Annotated in this window: 13 protein-coding genes; 6 read left to right on the top strand and 7 right to left on the bottom strand. The window is 62.3% G+C overall.

The genetic code is table 11. The annotated features are described in order from the left end of the window. Positions 1-339 precede the first annotated feature (339 nt). Both NJT13_RS07040 and NJT13_RS07035 read left to right on the top strand, forming a co-directional pair. Positions 340-1,806: a flippase gene (locus tag NJT13_RS07040; protein ID WP_254524858.1), complete on the top strand. Its 1,467-nt coding sequence runs from the start codon at positions 340-342 to the stop codon at positions 1,804-1,806. 184 nt (positions 1,807-1,990) lie between these two features. After that, positions 1,991-3,904 carry a phosphotransferase gene (locus NJT13_RS07035; protein ID WP_254524857.1) on the top strand — a complete coding sequence of 638 codons (1,914 nt, stop codon included), beginning with the start codon at positions 1,991-1,993 and terminating at the stop codon, positions 3,902-3,904. Positions 3,905-4,168: 264 nt separating this feature from the next. Here the strand turns inward: NJT13_RS07035 and NJT13_RS07030 are convergent, their stop codons facing one another. Further along, positions 4,169-4,435 carry a cytochrome C oxidase subunit IV family protein gene (locus NJT13_RS07030; RefSeq protein ID WP_254524856.1) on the bottom strand — a complete coding sequence of 89 codons (267 nt, stop codon included), beginning with the start codon at positions 4,433-4,435 and terminating at the stop codon, positions 4,169-4,171. Positions 4,436-4,568: 133 nt separating this feature from the next. On the opposite strand from NJT13_RS07030, the gene NJT13_RS07025 reads away from it, so the two are divergent. Together NJT13_RS07025 and NJT13_RS07020 are read left to right on the top strand one after the other, a co-directional pair. After that, positions 4,569-5,969: a hypothetical protein gene (locus NJT13_RS07025; protein WP_254524855.1), complete on the top strand. Its 1,401-nt coding sequence runs from the start codon at positions 4,569-4,571 to the stop codon at positions 5,967-5,969. Between the two features lie 54 nt (positions 5,970-6,023). After that, positions 6,024-6,311, top strand: a complete 288-nt coding sequence (locus tag NJT13_RS07020; RefSeq protein ID WP_254524854.1) for a DUF7410 domain-containing protein — start codon at positions 6,024-6,026, stop codon at positions 6,309-6,311. Positions 6,312-6,722: 411 nt separating this feature from the next. On the opposite strand, the gene NJT13_RS07015 is transcribed toward NJT13_RS07020, so the two are convergent. The 4 genes from NJT13_RS07015 to NJT13_RS07000 form a co-directional block, all read right to left on the bottom strand. Continuing rightward, positions 6,723-9,209, bottom strand: a complete 2,487-nt coding sequence (locus NJT13_RS07015) for a cbb3-type cytochrome c oxidase subunit I (protein ID WP_254524853.1) — start codon at positions 9,207-9,209, stop codon at positions 6,723-6,725. Then, complete coding sequence (gene coxB / locus NJT13_RS07010) at positions 9,209-10,207, bottom strand: cytochrome c oxidase subunit II (protein ID WP_254524852.1); 999 nt, start codon at positions 10,205-10,207, stop codon at positions 9,209-9,211. Before coxB ends, NJT13_RS07015 begins: the two co-directional genes overlap by 1 nt. A 334-nt stretch (positions 10,208-10,541) precedes the next feature. Beyond that, a complete protein-coding gene (locus tag NJT13_RS07005) occupies positions 10,542-12,782 on the bottom strand; it encodes an amino acid permease (RefSeq protein WP_254524851.1) in 2,241 nt (746 codons plus the stop codon). A 297-nt stretch (positions 12,783-13,079) separates the two neighbouring features. Further along, entirely contained in the window at positions 13,080-13,541 is a 462-nt protein-coding gene (locus NJT13_RS07000; RefSeq protein ID WP_254524850.1) for a DUF7975 family protein, read from the bottom strand. A 58-nt stretch (positions 13,542-13,599) separates the two neighbouring features. Between NJT13_RS07000 and NJT13_RS06995 the strand changes: the two genes are divergently transcribed. Further along, the gene (locus NJT13_RS06995) at positions 13,600-14,235 is read left to right on the top strand and encodes an adenylate kinase (RefSeq protein WP_254524849.1); all 636 of its coding nucleotides are present in this window, start codon (positions 13,600-13,602) and stop codon (positions 14,233-14,235) included. Between the two features lie 9 nt (positions 14,236-14,244). Here NJT13_RS06995 and NJT13_RS06990 read toward each other — a convergent pair whose 3' ends face one another. Continuing rightward, positions 14,245-15,717, bottom strand: coding sequence for a DUF7289 family protein (locus NJT13_RS06990; RefSeq protein ID WP_254524848.1), 1,473 nt, complete (start codon positions 15,715-15,717; stop codon positions 14,245-14,247). An 87-nt stretch (positions 15,718-15,804) separates the two neighbouring features. After that, positions 15,805-17,019 carry a hypothetical protein gene (locus NJT13_RS06985; protein WP_254524847.1) on the bottom strand — a complete coding sequence of 405 codons (1,215 nt, stop codon included), beginning with the start codon at positions 17,017-17,019 and terminating at the stop codon, positions 15,805-15,807. Between the two features lie 433 nt (positions 17,020-17,452). Here NJT13_RS06985 and NJT13_RS06980 point away from each other — a divergent pair, with 433 nt between their 5' ends. Further along, positions 17,453-18,400 (top strand): DUF106 domain-containing protein, encoded by a 948-nt coding sequence (locus tag NJT13_RS06980; RefSeq protein ID WP_254524846.1) that lies wholly within the window; start codon positions 17,453-17,455, stop codon positions 18,398-18,400. Positions 18,401-18,432: the final 32 nt, after the last annotated feature.

The following is an 18,432-nucleotide window of genomic DNA, read 5'->3' as shown; positions in this document are numbered from 1 at the left end:
TCGGATCGTCGTCCATCGATCGTCGATCACCGTCCGCGGCCCGATTTCACCGCCTCGAGTTCGACCTGAGACGGTCGGCCGACTCGGGGGGGAGATATCGGGACTCGAGGGTCGACGTGCCGGTTACGAGTCTCCTTCGTCGTGCCCACCGACCGCGATTTGCGGTAGGATGGCGATAACAATGTCGTCGGTCAGTGACCGTCCGGGCAGTGATCAGGAACGTCTTCGCACGTCGATACCGACGGGACAGTCAATCAGTCCGCGCTCGGTTCGTGAGGGCGAGACCGACGACACCGACCCATCGTCGTCACGTGACCGATCTGACGATTTCATCGACCGATGTCGGTCACTGAGCGAATCGTCGACGGCTTCAAGGCGACGCTCGGGGCTCGCCTCGTCACGAACGTCGCCAACGGGGCGTTGATGTTGTTGCTCGCACGGTTCCTGCTCACCCCCGACGAGTACGGGCTGTTTTTCTTCGTCGTCGCGGTCCTGGGCGTCGCGGGCATGGTGACCGACCTCGGAAGCGCTCGCTCGGCTGCGCGCTATATCTCCGAGTACAAGGAGACCGACGACGGGAAAATTCCGTACATCCTCCGGACGTCGCTGGGATATCGCCTGGTGTTGATCGCCATCGTCACCAGTACGATGGTCGTCGGCCACGAGCGTCTCGCGGGCCTCCTCAACACGCCGGAGGCAGCGACGCTGTTGGCGGTCGGCGGCGTCTACCTCGTCTTTCAGTCGCTGAACTCCTACGGCCAGACGCTCTTTCAGGGGTTCAATCGGGTCGAACTCAGCGCGCTCGTCAGCGTCGTCAACAACGTCACGCGGGTCGCTTTCGTCATCGCACTGACCGTCTTCGGACTGGGCGTGGTCGGTGCGATGCTCGGGTACGTGGTCGGCGCGGCTCTCGCGGCGATCGTCACACTGGTCGCTCTCTACCGCCGATTCTACACGGCCTACGACGACGACGGTGGGGAGAAATCCCTTCGTAACCGGATGTTCAGGTACAGCATCCCGCTGACCGCGTCGACCAGCGCGAGTATCCTCGACAACCGAATCGACACGATCCTCGTCGGATTCTTCCTCACTCCGCTCGCGGTGAGTTACTACGTTCTCAGCAAGCAAATTTCCCAGTTCGTCCTCGTCCCCGCCGGTTCGCTCGGTTTCTCTGTCTCGCCTACCTACGGCGAGCAGAAAGCGACCGACGCGCTCGAGGAGTCGGCCCGGATCTACGAGTCGACGCTGCAGTACGTCCTCCTCCTCTACGTTCCCGCGGCCGTCGGGTTGATCCTCGTCGCCGATCCCGCCGTCCGACTGGTGTTCGGTGCCGACTACGCCGGGGCCGCCCCCGTCCTCCAGCTGATGGCGGTCTACGTCGTCTTTCAGGCGATCACCAACGTGACGACCAACGCCCTGGACTACCTGGGACGGGCGTCCGACCGTGCGGTCGCGAAGGGGGTGACGTCCGCCGCTAATGCCTGTCTCAACGTGGTTCTGATCCCGCGTTTCGGTGTTCCGGGCGCCGCGTTCGCGACCGTGGTCACCTACGGCATTTATACGACGGTCAACGTCGCCGTGATGTATCGGGAGATCGAGTTCGATTACGCTCGGGTCGCCCGCTCCGTCGCGCTCATTTCCGTTATTTCCGCGAGTATGGGCCTCGCGGTGCTGTTTTTCGTCCCGCACGTGTCGAACATCGTCGCCCTCGCCGGCGTCATCGGTCTCGGCGTCCTCATCTGGGGCGTTCTCGTGACGCTGAGCGGACTGGTCGACCCGCGGAAAACGCTCGCCTTGCTCACCTGATCGGTCGCCACCGTGTTCGAGCGATCGACCTCGTTCCCACCACCGTCGAGTACCACGAGCCGCGCCACCGACGCCCGTTCTCCCGTCTTTCGCCGTCGTCAGCGGCGGGTAACAATACCATTATTGAGCACTATATACCGGTAATACGGTCATATCAATATACGATACAGTCAGTAGCGGGAATGTGCACTCGAACCCCGTCCACTCCGATACCGATGCGCCGGCCGTTCGGTCGTTCGTCGACCGGTTCGCACGGGACGAACCCAACGCTGCGGTCGATTCGCTGCTCGAGGCGGCCTCGGAGCCCCGTTCGGTACTGACGTCCCTCTTCGGCGTCGGATACGACAGCTGGTACGCGCTCGTCGCGGACGACATCTCCGGCCACTGCCTCGACTGCACGCCCGGCTGGGGACGGACGACGCCGCTTCTCCTGTCACTCGCCGATAGGGTCTCCAGCTACCAGCCCACGGATACGGGCCGTCGGCTCCTCGAGTCCAGACCGGAACTCGACGGCGCCGACGTCGTTTCGATCGTCGGCGACGATATTGCGTCGGCCATCGACGGTCGCTCGTTCGACACGGTCGTCGCGACGGGACCGCGGCCACCGGACCGCGAGTTCTTCGACCACGTCGATCGACTCGCCGCGTCGCTCGCCGACGGCGGAACGCTCGTGACCGAGATCGACGGGTGGCCTCGGACGAGCGGCGTGACCGATCTCGTCGGCCTCGAGTCGGAATCCGAACGTGACACCGGTCTCTCGCCGACTGCCGTCTGGCGATCGATTCCCTCGCGGTTCGTCGCTGCACTCGAGACCCGCGGATTCGACGACGTCGACCTCTTCGGATTGCTTCCCGGCGGATCACGGTACCGGTGGGCGGTTCCGGCGGACGATCCCGACGCGATCGAGTGGGTGCTCGATTCGATCGAGACGGATTCGACCGGCTCCGGGTTGGTTCGCCGCGGTGCGACCCTGGCCACCGAACTCGGACTCGTCGCACAGTCCTATCCGAGCTACGTCGCGGTCTGTCGAACGGATTCGTCGGCGGAATCCGATGCGCCGTCGGCCGACGAACCCGACACGACGCGGGTACTGCGTCGGGGTGCGAACAGATCGATCGTCTTCGAACTCTCGGACGGCGACGTCGAGACCGTCCGAAAAGTGCCCAACACCCCGACACACAGCCGATACAACGAACGGGCGGCATCGACTCTCTCGGAACTCACTGCCTCGGGCGAACCGATCGCGGGAACGCTCCCCGACGTGGCACTCGAGGAGTCGGCGCTCGGCCCAGTGCTGTCTGAATCTCCCGCTTCTGGAACGCCGCTCATGGACGTCGTCACTCGATGGCCGACCCCTCCGGATCCGGACGCGTTCGTCCGCGTCCTCGAGACGGGACTGGGCTGGATCCGAACGCTACAACTGGCCCACGCGGGCCCGCGCCGGAGGCGGTCGCCGGGCGCCGCACGTCGGGAACTCGCGCCGGACCGATTCGACGTCGCGCCGCCGACCGTCTCCGACCCGCTCGAGTTCCCCGCGGTTCCCGCCCACGGGGATTATCACCCGGGAAACGTGCTCGTCGCCGACGACGGCTCGATCGAGCGCGTCATCGACTGGGAGTACAGCGCCCTCGAGTCGAATCCCGCCGCCGATCCGGGCTTCTTCACGCTGAAACTCGCCGCGTTCGCGTTCGGGGGCTTCGAGACCGGCGTTCGAGCGACCCTGCTCGAGGACACGCCGTATTCGGTCCGCGTCGCCGAATCCATCGTCGCGTACTGCGATGCGATCGGCATCCGACCGCGGACGTTCGCCACGTACCTCGGCCACTCGCTCGTGAGACAGATCGACGTCCACTTCGAGACGGGAAGCCCCTGGCGCTTCCACGCGAACCCCCGCGAAAAAGTCGACCGGCTCTCCGTCCTCTACGACGGGTTCGACGAGATACGGCGCCGGCTCGGCGACGCGAGAGCGGCCAGTGCCGGTGGCCGTCTCTCGCCGACGGTCGAATCACCCCCACTCGATCCCGAGACACCGGTCGGACAGCACCCACAGGACCCGTCCACCGACTTCGACGCCCCCCGCGATCCCGGTCAGCGGTGAGGCGAGCGGACCGGAGCCGCCGTCCATCACGGATTCGGACACCGCAGGACACTCGAGACGCGAATGCCGCGATCGAGGACGGAACCCGGGACGGCGACGATATCTTCGGTCGTCGAAAACGCGACCGGTCCAGTACCGACGCGTACGACAAAATGGCGGTCGGTTCGATACCGTCGTACGGGTCGAGCACGCGGACAAAATACGACAGCGGAACGGCCAAGAATCGAGTAGCGCCTGACAGCCCGAGGAGATCGGAACCACCCTTTACTGGATCGAGTACCCTGCGGCGAGGGTCAACAGGAGCACCATGAACAGCGCCGTGAGCATCAGGTAGGTGATCGAGCGCGGTTCGTCTTTCAGGTGCTGGAAATAGCCCGCGATCAGCGACGTCTTGGTGGCAGCCAAGATCAACGTTCCGGTGACCGCCATCCCGTAGGTGAAGATCCCCTCGAAGTGGAAGAAGACGAATTTCCCCGTCGCTAACAGCATCAGTGCCACGTAGACCAGGGCGTAGGTCCGAACGCTCGTCATTGGTGGGGAATGTGGGTGATGGCTACTTATACCTTCCTCATGCGATCGAACGGACCGCGACACCCGACCTGAATCGATCGGTCGAAAATCGCGAAGCGACACGTAGATGGGTCGCCAGCGTAACTAGCTCGCAATGAGTGAACGTTCGGCTCTCGTTCGCCGGACCGGCATCGTACTGGCACTCGCGCTTGCGGCCCTTCCGGGGGGGATCGGCGTCGTCGCCGCGAGCAACGTCGCCGCGGGTCTCACCGGGTCGACCGACGTGTCGGTGCCGACGTGGCTGTATCTCGCGACTGGCGGCGGCACCGTCGGCGCCTCGGCGCTGCTGACGATGCTCGTCACCGACCGCGACGTGATCGGGACCTACCACGACCGCGCGCTCGAGGCGCCGGTACGACGACTGGCGGCCGCAGGGTCGGTTCTTCTCGGCGCGGTCGGTCTCCTCGGACTCGCGGTCATCGCCGCCGCCGGGATCGCCGGGCCGAACATCGGGCTGGTCAGTGCGACCGTCCTGGTGACGTTCGTCGGCGGGCGCGCGCTGCTGACGATCGTGACCTACACGGTCGGGAACCCGTGGCCGGCGCTGAACCCCTGGCGCCGGATCGCGGCGGCGCTGCCGAACGGCTACGAATCGTATCCCGACTCGTACCGCTCCTGGCCCGCCGTCGTGGCCCTGTTGACGTTCGTCTGGCTCGAGATCGTCGCGCCGCTGACGACGTCCCCGGACGTGCTTCTCGCGATTCTCGCCGTCTACTCGCTGTTTACGATCTCGAGTGCGGTCATCTACTCGCCAGAAACGTGGTTTCGCCGCGGCGATCCGCTCTCGCTGTGGTTTCGCTGCTACGGCGCGGTCGCACCGATCCAGCGCACGGACGACGGGTTGAAACTGCGATACCCGGGATCGGCGCTGAGCGACGACGACCTCATCACCGACAGTTCGCTCGTCGCGTTCGTCCTCGCGCTGGTCTGGGAACTGACCTTCAGCGGGTTCATCGTCACGCCACTCGGCGTCGGGACTATCGAAGCACTGGTCGGACTCGGAATACCGCCGGTCCTCGTCTATCTGGGCTTGCTCGTCGGCGGCTTCGGTCTGTTCTGGAAGGTGTACTGGCTCGCCATCGACCGAACCCGCGAGCGAGCCGAGACGTACCTCTCACGACACTACCTCGGGCTCCGATTTGCCGCGCCGCTGCTGGCGATCGCAGCCGGCTACCATCTCGCCCACTACGTCGGCTTCGGGCTCTCGCTGTGGCCGTCGCTGCTCGATGCCCTGGCGATGCCGCTTTCCCCGCCGCCGAACCCGACCCAGTACGCGCTGCCGGGCTGGTTCGGCTACGTCGAGATCGCCGGCATCCTCGTCGGACACATCCTCGCGGTGTGGATCGCACACACCGTCTCCTTCGAACTGTTCCCCGGCAAACTGCAGGCGATCAGGAGCCAGTTTCCGCTCATCGTCGTCATGGTCTTTTTCACGATGGTGAGCCTCTATCTCGTCTCCCAGGGTTCGATGAGTCCGCCGTACGTCCCGAGCTGAACTCCCACGTCGAACCGGCAAACACTTCCTCGCACCGCCGCAATGGTCGACCGAATGGCGATCGACGGAACGCTCGAGCGAGAGTACGACGTCCCCGCGGACGAAACGCCCGGCGCGACCTGTCCGTACTGCAGTCGGCCGTTTCGATCCGAGCGATACGTGACGTTTCACATCGGTGTCGAACACGCCGACGTTTGCTCCCCAGACGAACGTGAGGCGTTCGACGACGAACGGGACGACGAGGAATACGAACTGTTTACGTTCCACTTCAAGGCGGCCATCTCCGTCTTTCTGGTCTACTTCCTGTTTACGTTCGTCTATGCCCTCGTCTGGGCGGGGTAAGAGTACCGGCTGGAAAGAGACCGGCAGAGTGAGAAACCGGGACTCGAGCGGCCCTCGGCCTCCAGTGCAGCCGTCCGTCGTCGCTCCCGTTCCGGCCGCCGGGCACGCGATTTTGCGACGTCCCTGCCGAGAGCGACCGTTCTCGAGTACCGTTCCGTGACAGCGTCTCGAGTGCCGTTATTTGTCTGGTTTTCGAATCACACGCGGCGCACGCACAACCGACGGTGACTCGCCACCGTCCGTCTGTCGACTCCTCGAGTGGAGCCCGATCGAGATGGACGATCCGACGGTTACCGAGGCGCTCTGAAACGACGGAGAGACGAACGACGGAGAAACGAACGGAATTGCGACGGCAGAATCGAGCGGTCTTCACGAATTCGCACGACCGGAACCCGGTGTAGCGCCGAGGCGCTACATCAGGTAGAACAGCGGGAAGAGGAACACCCAGACGATGTCCACGAAGTGCCAGTAGAGCCCGAAGTACTCGACCGGCATGTGATCCTCGAGGTAGGCGTCGATCGAGACGACGCGATAGATCATGAACAGGGCGATCAACAGCCCGAGGATGACGTGCAGCGCGTGCAGGCCGGTCGTCACGAAGTACAGCGAGTACTCGATCCCGCTGAACCAGTAGTGACCGTCTGCGAACTTGCTGCTGTACTCGAAGGCCTTGACGCTCATGAACACGAGTCCGAGGAGGACCGTGACACTGAGCGATGCGAGCAGTCCCTTCTTGTTTCCGCGTTCGGCCATCACGTGCGCCAGGACGACCGCGAAACTCGAGGTCAACAGGACGTACGTGTTGAACAGGCCGGCCATGGTGATCGACTCGAGATGCCAGTTACCCCAGCCGCCGTGGATGCGCATGAAGATGAACGCACCGATCGCGGCACCGAAGACCACGACGTCCGACGCCAGGAAGAACCAGACGCCGAGCTTCCCGTTGTTGATGCCGCCGAACGGCCATCGCTCGGCGACCCCCATCTCCGGAGCGTCGAACTGCTCGCGTCCGAACTGGAACAGCGTGACCCCGAGGAGGCCGATCCCGATCGCGGTCAGCGCCGGGTAGACGATGCTCTTTGCCGGTGCCGAGTCCGACAGCGTCACGAAATCGCCGGCGTGCATGTGCTCGCTGACGAACGAGTAGATGTACGGCGTCATCCCGCTCAAGCCGAGGAAGAACGTCGCGGTGGCGACCCCGATGCCGAACGGCCAGATACTCGCGTGATCGGCGTGTTCTTCCTCGTGGCTGACCGTCACCGCTCCGGCCGCTTCTTTTCCGTGCGCGACGCCGCCGTCGGTCGCAGTCGCCGCGTCGTCGACGAACTCGAGCGATCCGCTGGCGTAGCTGGGCCGGTCAGGCCAGTTCTCGAGCGGCGGTGGCGAGGGAATCGCCCACTCGGCCGTTCGGGAGTACGTCCACGGGTTGTCGGGCGCGTCGGGGCCGTCCACGAGGCTCTTTCCGAGCGTGATGAACACGAGGAGGAACGCTGCGCCGAGGACGAACGACCCGACCGTCGCTAGCTGGTGGAACAACTGCGTTCCCTCGGGGTAGTGGAAGACCCGCCGCGGCGTCTCCCAGGCGAGGAACATCGGGAAGTAAAGCAGGTTGAACCCGACGAAGTAGACGGCGAAGCTGAGTTTCCCGAGCGTCTCGGAGTACATCTTGCCGGTCATCTTGGGCCACCAGTAGTAGAGGCCGCCGACCAGCGCCGTGACGCCCGAGACCATCACGTAGTGGAAGTGGGCGACGACCCAGTAGGTGCCCCGGAACTCGTAGTCGAGGACGACGGCACCCAGGAAGACGCCCGTAATCCCGCCCAGGATGAACAGCAAGAGCGCACCGAGCGAGAACAGGAACGGCGTCGTAAATCGGACGCGCCCCTTGACCATCGTGTAGATCATCGCGAAGACCATCAGGTCGAACGGCAGCGAGATCCCGATCGTCGTCGCCATGAACAGCGTCTTGATCGGGAGGTTGATCGTCGACAGGAACATGTGGTGCATCCAGACGAGGAACGACTGGACCGCGACGAGAACCATCGCGATGATGACCCACTTGCGGCCGACGAGTCGCCGACCGGTGAACGTCTGGAACGTCTCGAACATGATCCCGAGCGCGGGGAAGAAGACGATGTACACCTCCGGGTGGCCGAAGAACCAGAACACGTGCGCCCACATCAGGCTCGAGCCCTCGTTCGTCGCGAAGTACTGCGTGAGGAACAGGCGGTCGATCGACAGCAGCAGAACCGCCGCCAGCAGCGCCGCGAAGGCGAACAGCATCATCCAGATCGTCAGCAGCCACGACCAGGAGAACATCGGCATGTTCCACAGGCCGAGGCCCTCGGCGCGGGACCGATGCATCGTCGTCAGGAAGTTGACCGTCCCCATCGTAATCGAGATGACGAACAGGGTCAACGCGAGGATGGTTCCGTTACTGCCCGCCGTCACCTCCATCACGGAGTTGTACATGGGAACGTTCAGCGGTGAGTACATCGTCCAGCCGCCGGAGAACGATCCACCCTGGAAGAACGAGATTCCCATGAGGACGCCCGAGAACAGGTAGAACCAGTAACTCAGGGCGTTCAGGCGGGGGAACGCGAGGTCCTTCGCCCCGATCTGCAGCGGGATGAAGTAGTTCGCAAAGCCGGACGCGATCGGCGAGAGGAACCAGAAGACCATCAACAGACCGTGACCGGTCACCGCCTGGTAGTACTGGTCGTTCGAGAGCAGCCCCGTCCCGCCGGGCACCCACAGGTGTGCGCGAAACAGCAGCGCGAGAACGCCGCCGAACAACAGGAAGAACATGGCCGTCCCCAGGTACAGGATTCCCACGTCCTTGTGATTCGTCGTAACCAGCCACCGCTTGATCGATCGCTTCGGCGGAAGGTCACTCATCAGTTCCCACCTCCGTCATTCGATTGCGTTTCGTTTCCATTCGTGTTACTGTCAGTCGTATTCATTCCCTCGAGCGTGAAGGTTTCGCTGACCGGGCCGGTCATATCGATCTCTTTCGTGATCGGTTCGAACTGGCCGTCGGTCGACGTGAGCGTCGCGTTGTAGCGACCTCCGTACTCGATTTCGGTGATCTCGATCGTCCCGTTCTCGAACTGGTCGGCCGAGTACGTCTGCTCGAAGCCACGCTCCTGATGTTCGACGGTCAGCTCGTACCCCTCCGTCACGGGTGTCTCGTTCGCGTCCTCGACCGTGTAGGACATCGTCAGCTGACTGTTCATCCACTCGTCGAACGCGTCGGGTTCCATGACCCGAACCTCACCGGTCATCGACGTGTGGAACTCGCCACAGAGCTCGTAGCACTTGATCTCGTGGGTTTCGCCAGCATCTTCCGCTTCGAACCAGGTGGTGTCGTACTCGCCCGGAATCGCGTCGGCTTTCACCCGTTGATCGGGTATACCGAACGCGTGCCAGACGTCACCTGACGTCACGTTCACCCAGATTCGTTCGTCGGCTGGAACGCGGAGCGTACTCGTCGTCTGGATTCCGTTTTCGTACTCGAAGAACCACGCGAAGCCGTCTCCGGTGACTTCGACGTTGAATTTCTCCTCCTGCTGACCGGGATCTTCGACGTACAACAGCATGCTGTACGTCCAGACGACCAGCGAAATGACGATGATCGCGCTGATGCCGAACGAGAGAAACAGTTTCTTGCCGCCCTTTCCGCCTGTCGGTAACTCCCCGACCGATGGCAGGTTCTCGTCGGTGTCGCTCTCGCCGGTATCGCGATACTTGTACGCGTTGTACAATGTATACGCGACGACGACGATGCCGACGAGCGTCCCGAGTGCGAGGAAGACCAGAAAGATCTCCTGGAACACGTCAACTCGAGTGCGAGCCTGCTGCAGCGGGGTCGTAAGTGCGCTGTAGATTGTATTCACCTCTTTTGAAGGTCGCTTATATGTCGGACGATGATTGCCGGGGCCACTTATCTATTTGGAAACCGCCCTGCTGCTGCCGTCTGCCGGCCGCCGATACGATAAAACGCGCTGTCACTTCCTGGACTGAATACTGTCGGACGTTCCTGCTCCATCACTCCCTCGTTGGAGCCGATCCCCTTCTGTCTGTCGCTGTCTCTCGGGCAGCGTTTCCAGTCGGTCTCCGTTTCCGTTTCCGTTTTCGTTCCGCGCGGTCGAACGTTCCGTCTGGGAACGGAACCCGTTTCGAGTGCGAGGGGCGCTCGATCGTCGGGTCCCACCCAGTCCGGGTCGATTACTATCGCCAGCCGAACAACCGTTCGCGAAGCGATCGGTCGTGTCGTTTCTCGGCGAGCAGAACCGAACAGTCGACGGCTTCGGTGACGTCGCTGATTATCGAATGGCTCACGAGGCGCGAGAGGAGCCCTCGTTCGGTCGCGCCGATCACCAGCATCGTGTGGTCGTCGGCCGCTCGTTCGATCGCGCTCCGGGGATCGCCGCTCTCGACCACTCTGTTCGCGGACTCGAGATCGTTGTCGATCGCCCACTCCTCGAGGAACGATTCGGCCTCGGCCATCGATTCGTCGTCGTCGCGAACGTACAACAGCGATACGTCTCCGTCGTACTCGGCCGCGAGCAGCCGGGCGACGCTGGCGCCGAGTTCCGAGTCGGGCCCGCCGGCCGTCGGAACGAGGATTCGCGAGGCGTCGAATCCTCGGTCCTTGAGAACGAGGAAGTCACAGGGGAGGCCGCCGGTGAGTTCGTCTATCCGTTGTTCGGCCCGCCCGTGTGCGTGCGGGCCCCATCCCATCACGACGAGGTCCGCCTCGTTCGTCCGTGCGGCGTCGAAGACTTCTTCGAACGTACGGTGTGAGAGGATCGTTTTCGTCTCGACGTCGACACCGAACGTCTCGGCGTCTCGACGGGCGCGATCGAGCAACTGCTCGGATTCGGCGTCGAGCTGGTCGACGCGATCGGCACCCTTCTCGAGCGGCGTCTGATCGGGAACCTGGACGATGTGGGTCGCGACGACCGTGCCGTCGCGCTGGTTCGCGATCGCACTCGCGAGCGTGATCAGATCCGTTTCGTGATCAGGGTTGGCGAGCGGAACCATCACGCGGTAGGCGCCGCCGTCGGGTTTGACGGTCGTGGCCGCGGTGACCGCTGGTTCGGGCATTTCGTCGGCCCGGTGGAGGATAAACTCGCCGAGGACGCCCTGGTCTTCGGTCTTGTCCCGGGCGTAGACGAGATACCACAGCGCCGCGACGACCACGAACGCGGCACAGAGGCCGATCACGCGCGGATCGATGAACGCGATCAGGGCGACCGACAACACCGCACCGAGAATCGGCGTCACCGGGTAGAACGGAACGCGGTAGTCCGGATCGTACTCCTCCGGTCCGACTTCGCGCATCACGATCAACGCGACGTTCAACAGCCCGTAGATGACGAGGTGGAGAACGCTGCCGGCCGTCGAGAGCGTTCGGATATCTCCGATCAACAGGAACAGAACGATGAAGCCGCCCGTGACCGCGATCGACCGGTAGGGAGTCCCGTACCGGGGGTGGATCTCGTTCAGTTCCGGACTGACGAGCTTGTTCCGTCCCATCGCGAAGTTGATCCGTGACGATGCGAGGATGGACGCGTTCGCGGAGGATGCCGTCGCTAGCAGGCCTCCGAGCAGGAGTGCTGCGGCACCGATCGGTCCGATGAGCCGGCTCGCGACGTCGACGACCGCCGTATCGTTGTTGGCGACGAGGGAGGTCTCGACGGCGGCGAGTACGGCGAGCAGGACCAGGGCGTAGATGGCCGTCACGAGGACGACGCTGCCGATGACCGCTCGAGGGAGGTTTCGACCGGGATCCTTGATCTCTTCGGCGACGGACGTGATCTGGACGAAGCCGAGATACGAGACGAAGATCAGTCCGGTCACCGGGAGGAGGGGGGTAAACCCCTCGTCCGGTGGGACGATCGGCCGAAGTGTCTGGAGGTCGGCGTTCAGGACTCCGAACGCGGTAAAGACCGTCAAAATGGCGACGAGCGTGATGACGATGACGTTCTGGAGGGTACCGGTTTCCTTCGCGCCGACGTAGTTGACGGTGATAAAGAGAAACGCCGCCCCGAGCCCGATCAACTGTGCGGCGGACAACGAGAGAACGTACAGTTCGACCGGTCCGAACGAGATGCCGGCCATGCGAACGATGTACTCGCCGAATCCGTAGACGTAAAACGCCGATGCGAACGCGAGGCCGATCCAGTTCCCCCAGCCCGCGATCGATCCGAACAGGGGACCGAGCGCCCGGTTGACGTAGAAGTACGCACCGCCCGATTTCGGCATGGCCGTCCCGAGTTCGCTCGCCGAAAACGCCGTCAGCAGGGCGATTCCGCCGCCGAGGACGAACGCGATTGCAGCCAGCGGCCCCGCCGCCGCGACGGCCTCGCCGGGCAACACGAAGATACCGGCCCCGATCATCGTCCCGACGCCGATTGTCAGCGCGGCCAACGGTCCGAGGTCCTTCGCTAATTCTTCGTCACTCATCGGAAGCGGATTGAACGCCGATTACTGATCGTCGAACGATCGCCCGTGGCGGCCCCCAGCACCGGGCTCTCGACGCTCGTGATTGTCTCATGACCTGTCCCGTACCGCGAACAAGTTGGTCGTCACTTCGGGATATATCCATACCGGTACTTACTACTCATCGTATTATAGCTTCTCGATACTGTTCGCCGTCGGCATCTGGGAGCCGAACGACCCGCTGGCAGCCGTTCCATCCGTCAGCAGCCGGCTCATCCGTTCTTTCGTTCCCGGTCCCACCTCGGTTAGATGTAGCCACTGCTATACTTCGGCCACCCACACGCGACTCGTCGCCGGCAGTTCGTAAACCTCGAGGAAGACCGCATCGACGAACTGGGCGATCCGGTTCGGATCCGCTTTCGCGCTGATCCGGACGTTGATCCCGTCGGCGTCTTCGGGTCGGATCAGGTCGTCGATCTTGAACGCCGGAAACTCTTCGAGGAGGGATTTCAGTGCGTCGAGTTCCGACTCGGTGCAGTCCAGGTTGACCGTGCCGTCTCCGAACTGGACCCAGGGAGCGCCGAGTTCGGCGCTCTGGTCGTCTGCGTCGCTTCCGGCGTCTGGTCCATCGACCGTCTCGTCGGCATCGCTCGCCGCCGCATCCACGACGGCACCGTCGGCCTCGAGCGTCAGAAATCCGCTTTCGCGTTGCCGGTGAGCGGTAATGGCATCGACGTACAGTTTCCGTCGCTCGGTGGGTTCGGCGGCGTCGAAGCGAGTCATATCGAACGGACGGGCCCGATTCTTTAAGCCTTTATGTACCGCCCCTGAACGATCCGATATGGCTCAGCCACGAATCCTGATCCTGGGGGCGCCCGGGGCCGGCAAAGGAACCCAGAGTGCAAAGATCACCGAGGAGTTCGACGTCGACCACATCACCACCGGGGATGCGCTGCGAGCGAACAAGGAGATGGACATCTCCGACATGGACACCGAGTACGACACGCCGGCCGAGTACATGGATCGGGGCGAACTCGTCCCCGACGACGTCGTCAACGCCATCGTCGACGAGGCACTCAACCAGGCCGACGGCTTCGTCCTCGACGGCTACCCTCGAAACCTGGAGCAGGCTGAGGAACTCGAGGACATGTCCGAACTCGACGTCGTCCTCTATCTCGAGGTCGGCGAGGAGGAACTCGTCCACCGGCTGACCGGCCGGCGACTCGACCCCGAGACCGGCGACATCTACCACGTCGAGTACAACCCGCCCGAAGACCCGGCGGTCGAAGAGCGACTCGTCCAGCGCGACGACGACACCGAGGAGACGGTCAAAGAGCGACTGTCGGTTTTCCACGAGAACACCGAACCCGTCATCGAGTACTACGACGAACAGGGAGTCCTCGAGCGCGTCGACGGTGATCAGGCACCCGACGGCGTCTGGGAGGACGTGAAGGATACTATCGCGAGCAGCGCGTAAGAACCCGGACTACCCGTTCGCCACGTCGATTTTGTGGTGGGCGATGTTCAGGTACGTGATCCGAGGCGGTAACGTGTACGATTCCGGATGCAACGGAATATCGGCTGTATCGAGACTCGAATCGTATGACAGTTCCGCGCTCGCGGCGTGAATTTTCACCGACGACGCGACGATCGAGCCGTACACGTCGGGGTTCGAATGGATACAGACCTGGCTTTCACAGCCGTTTCGTTCCGGCCAATCGTCCTCGTTGCTCGCAGCGTAGAGGACACCTTCGAAGCGGGAGTTGCCACCCGGCCCGAAGTCGACTTGCATTTCGGACGTCCCGAACACCTGGATCAGTTCCGCGCTGACGTCCGTGTCGCAGGGATCGACGCAGATGTCCCCAGAATTGCTGGCGTCTAAATCACCCGTCGTGTATACCTTTAGTGAGTGAGTTCCGTCCCAGTCGGTGACCGTAATCGTCGACCCGCCCGCGTTGATGTCGCCGTCGACGATGAGCGTGGCGTTGCCCTCCGTGAGATTGAATCGGAGGTGTCCCGCCTCTTCGATACTGTCGGCGACGTACGTCCCGTCCCCCTTCGTGAGAGTCGTGTCGACCGTCCCGAGATCCTCGTCGACGGTCATTTCGCCCGTTTCCGTGTCGTTGATCATGTCACTGATGACGGTATCGAGCGGCGGCAAGTTCCCCTGACTGGTCGGCCCGTCGACGTCCGCGTTCTTGTCAACAGTGTAGTCGTCAGAATAGGTCACGCCTGAATCGAACGCCGAGTCCGCTTCCAGGTATCCGAGTTCTACCGTCACCGTTCGGTTCGAGTGATCGACGTTCCGGACCACGGCGTCGCCCGCTTGGTGTCTGAAATACGACTCCCAGCCGCGGTAGTAGTCGCTCGTGATGGTCATCGTGACCTTCTCGTTCTGGACGAAGTCCTGTAACGGGACCGTCTCTTGATGAACCATCGTTACCTCACCCGACGATAGTTCCTGCTCTTCGCTGATGTCCGAGACGGAGAGCCACAGCGTTTCCTTCGCGGCGTCGTAATTGATCGGCGGTGCGGAAAGCATCCGCGTTTTGTTCCCGCGTTCCCGCCAGACGCCGCCGGCCTGGTAGGCGACGATGCTCCCGTCGTCGCCTCTGTATTCGATCGCGCCGAGCTGGATCGTCTTACTGAAGTCACTCGATTGAATTTCTATCGAACCCGCGTTAGTCTTGGTGATCGCACCTGACTGGCCGGATTCGAACGTCATCGAGTGCGTAACGTCGTCGTTGATCGCGGCCGACGACATCTGCCGGCTCAATTTAACGAACGACTGTTCGATCTTCTCCTGCTCGGACTGGTGCTCCGCGTTCGCCATCATTTCGGCGCCGACGAGAAAGATACCGACGCTGATCGTCGCCACCATTCCGATCAGCAAAACGACGGCCAGTATGGAGGACTGCCCTCGAATCCTTACACCCCTTTCTTTCTGGGGAAAATCCATACACAGAATATTTTCACTTTCGTTGATAATACGCTCGTTCGATCACGTCCGTTCAGAATCGTTTATTTCCGTTCATCGGTGACGTTTTCACCAGAAAGCGAACAGGTTCGCGGCTCGGACGGCCGACGTCGTCTCTGTGGCTGTGTCGGAAACCATCAGGACAGGGATACGAACTCGAGGGGGTCGTCGTCGGTCTCTCGAGCAGTGTCGCTGCGCAGTACGCAGTTCCGAGAGACGCCGAGTAGAATTGATCGCGCGACCGGTCTGCTCGTCGATGGCGTCGATTCCCTCGAACGGTCGCGCCATTTTCGCTCCGAAGACGTCCGGCGGATCGGTGCCGGTCACGTTGTACACTTCGGTCCCGTCGACGACGTCGATTGTATCCCCGTCCGGGGCAGTCGCGAAGGCGATACTCGAGGTCGTTGCACCGGCCGATCCCGTGAGTTGCCCGTTTACCACGGGCACGCCGGTGATATTCCCGCTCGATCCCAGGTCGAAGCCGGCGTCGGCGACGAGCAGATCCTCCGTGACGTTTCCGTCGTCGACCCAGCCGACGCTGCCGTTGTACCTGTCTACCAACACCGGGTCATCGACGGTCAGATCGTCATCGTCGACGTAGAGACCGCCGTATATCGTCGGGTTGATGCCGACGTGACTCGCGAACGGATTCTCACCCTCGATCGGTGCGACGACGGTGACCGTCTCCCCTTCGTGACAGACCGTCGCCTCGCTCACGTTGCCGCCGACGTCACAGTCGCTCAGATCGTTCCGACTCGAGGCGCCGAATTCGTCGGTGAAGGATTCGACCCAGGCGTTTTGGTAGGAGGTGTCCGACACCGTTATCTCGACGTAGTTGACGAAGCCGAGGTCGCTCGTCAAATCGCTGGTTTTCCCCGCCGCCGGCCGTCTGACTACTCGATTGTGCCCGGTGTCGATGCTCCCACTCAGGTTCGTGATGGAAAGTTCCACTCGCCCTTTGCTTCCGTGTTCGTAGTACCGTATCGCCGGCTTGGACACGACCGTCGAGTCTTCGCCCTCCCCCTTCCAGACCCCGCCCGCCTGATGCGCAAATTTGTTCCCCGTCTCGTCCTCGTATCGGAGCGTCCCCAACGATATTTCGGTGCTCGTTTCCGCGTAGTCGTTGACGGCAGTGACTTTTATGCGTCCGTCGGTGACGACGTCGTACTTCCCGTTTTCGTCGAGATAGACGGAACCGCTGGTAGTGTTGTCCAGCATCGCCGTCTGAAGATCGTTGTCGAACTGCCGCATGACCTGCTCCCCGCGCTCGCCCGTCGCTTGCATCTGAATCGCGTCGAGAGCCCCATTCCCACGGCGATGACGAGGGCGGCGCTCACGATCACCAGCCCGATCAGCAACACGTCGCTAACTGCGGACTGGCTCCCCGTTCCCGTGACTCCCCCGTCAGTAGTTTCGGCCCCTTTCTCCCCATTGGTTGGACTAGCCTTTTCCACCCAACTTATAAAAAACCGATGGGTATATGAATCTTATATTTATGGGCGGTAATAAACTGTCGAACGTTTCTTGGCCTATTATTCTCGCGGAGGAAACAATAATAAACGGTCTGATCCGTCGAGTGCGACGACTGCCGAGGGCGGTGAGGATACAAATCGACCAACTCACGCCCGAAATAGACTATTGGTTTCGCGCTGACACCGTCACCAACTGCCGACCGAAGAAAAACACTTGTATACCGGACGATGCCTAGCACAACCAGATGACGCGTACAGCCGAGAAGATCGACGCCCTCGTTCGCGAGGATCCCGCGATGGCGGACGCCCTCGAGTCAATCCGCGAGGAAGCCGACAGGGACGCCGGCGAAGTCCACTGGGCCGACGTCAACGACGAGCTGACGAGCGGTCAGTGGGGACGACTCATCGAGAAGGGCGTACTGGTCGACGGCGACGAGGGGTTCGTGATAGCCGATCGCGATGCCTTCGATCGAGCCCTCGACGGTGACGGCGACAGCGTCGGTACCGCCGCAGCAGACGTCGATATCGACGAGGACGAGTCGAGTTGGTCGCAGTGGGACAAACTGGCCGGTATCGGTGCGCTTCTGTTGATGCCCGGGTACTGGTTCAACTCCATTCGGAACGTCGTGGGGAGCACGGTCGACATCGCGCTCGGCCCCCTCGATGCGGTATTACCGTTTTATGCCGTAATCTTGATTGTCGCACTCATCACCGGTCTCTACTCGTCGTTGCTGCAGGCGAATCTGATGAATACCGAGGTCATGGGCAAGTATCAAGAGCGGATGAAAGCGGTCCAGGAGGAACAAAAGGACCTCCGTCAGCGCAAGAAAGACGCCGAAGAACGCGGCGCGAGCGACGCCGAAATCGAACGTCTGGAGAACGAGTTAGAGCGCGCCCGCGAGGAACAAATGGAAGCGATGGCGGAAAATCTCGGGATGTTCAAACTGCAACTCCGCCCCATGGTCTGGATCATGCTGTTGACCATTCCACTGTTCCTCTGGATGTACTGGCGAATCCAGAGCGTCGGTCTCCACGGCGCACAGGCCACCGTCGTCATGCCGATGGTCGGGGAAACGTCCTGGCAAGCGGGACTCCTCGGTCCGATGCCGGCGTGGATCGTCTGGTACTTCCTGTGTTCCATGGGGTTCTCCCAGATGCTTCGCAAGTCACTGAACATCGATATGTCACCGTGACCAACCACGGCTGATTCTCGGCTTTCTCCGTC

Source organism: Natrinema caseinilyticum, from assembly GCF_024227435.1.
Taxonomy (GTDB): Archaea; Halobacteriota; Halobacteria; order Halobacteriales; family Natrialbaceae; genus Natrinema; species Natrinema caseinilyticum.
Note: the sequence above shows the minus strand (reverse complement) of the source record. Positions and strands in the feature narration are given on the sequence as shown.

Bases quoted from the DNA above. Each gene is read 5' to 3' on its own strand.
- NJT13_RS07040 (WP_254524858.1), top strand. From the start codon at position 340: ATGTCGGTCACTGAGCGAATCGTCGACGGCTTCAAGGCGACGCTCGGG.
- NJT13_RS07030 (WP_254524856.1), bottom strand. From the start codon at position 4,435: ATGACGAGCGTTCGGACCTACGCCCTGGTCTACGTGGCACTGATGCTG.
- NJT13_RS07025 (WP_254524855.1), top strand. From the start codon at position 4,569: ATGAGTGAACGTTCGGCTCTCGTTCGCCGGACCGGCATCGTACTGGCA.
- NJT13_RS07020 (WP_254524854.1), top strand. From the start codon at position 6,024: ATGGCGATCGACGGAACGCTCGAGCGAGAGTACGACGTCCCCGCGGAC.
- NJT13_RS07015 (WP_254524853.1), bottom strand. From the start codon at position 9,209: ATGAGTGACCTTCCGCCGAAGCGATCGATCAAGCGGTGGCTGGTTACG.
- NJT13_RS07005 (WP_254524851.1), bottom strand. From the start codon at position 12,782: ATGAGTGACGAAGAATTAGCGAAGGACCTCGGACCGTTGGCCGCGCTG.
- NJT13_RS07000 (WP_254524850.1), bottom strand. From the start codon at position 13,541: ATGACTCGCTTCGACGCCGCCGAACCCACCGAGCGACGGAAACTGTAC.
- NJT13_RS06995 (WP_254524849.1), top strand. From the start codon at position 13,600: ATGGCTCAGCCACGAATCCTGATCCTGGGGGCGCCCGGGGCCGGCAAA.
- NJT13_RS06990 (WP_254524848.1), bottom strand. From the start codon at position 15,717: ATGGATTTTCCCCAGAAAGAAAGGGGTGTAAGGATTCGAGGGCAGTCC.
- NJT13_RS06985 (WP_254524847.1), bottom strand. From the start codon at position 17,019: ATGCAAGCGACGGGCGAGCGCGGGGAGCAGGTCATGCGGCAGTTCGAC.
- NJT13_RS06980 (WP_254524846.1), top strand. From the start codon at position 17,453: ATGACGCGTACAGCCGAGAAGATCGACGCCCTCGTTCGCGAGGATCCC.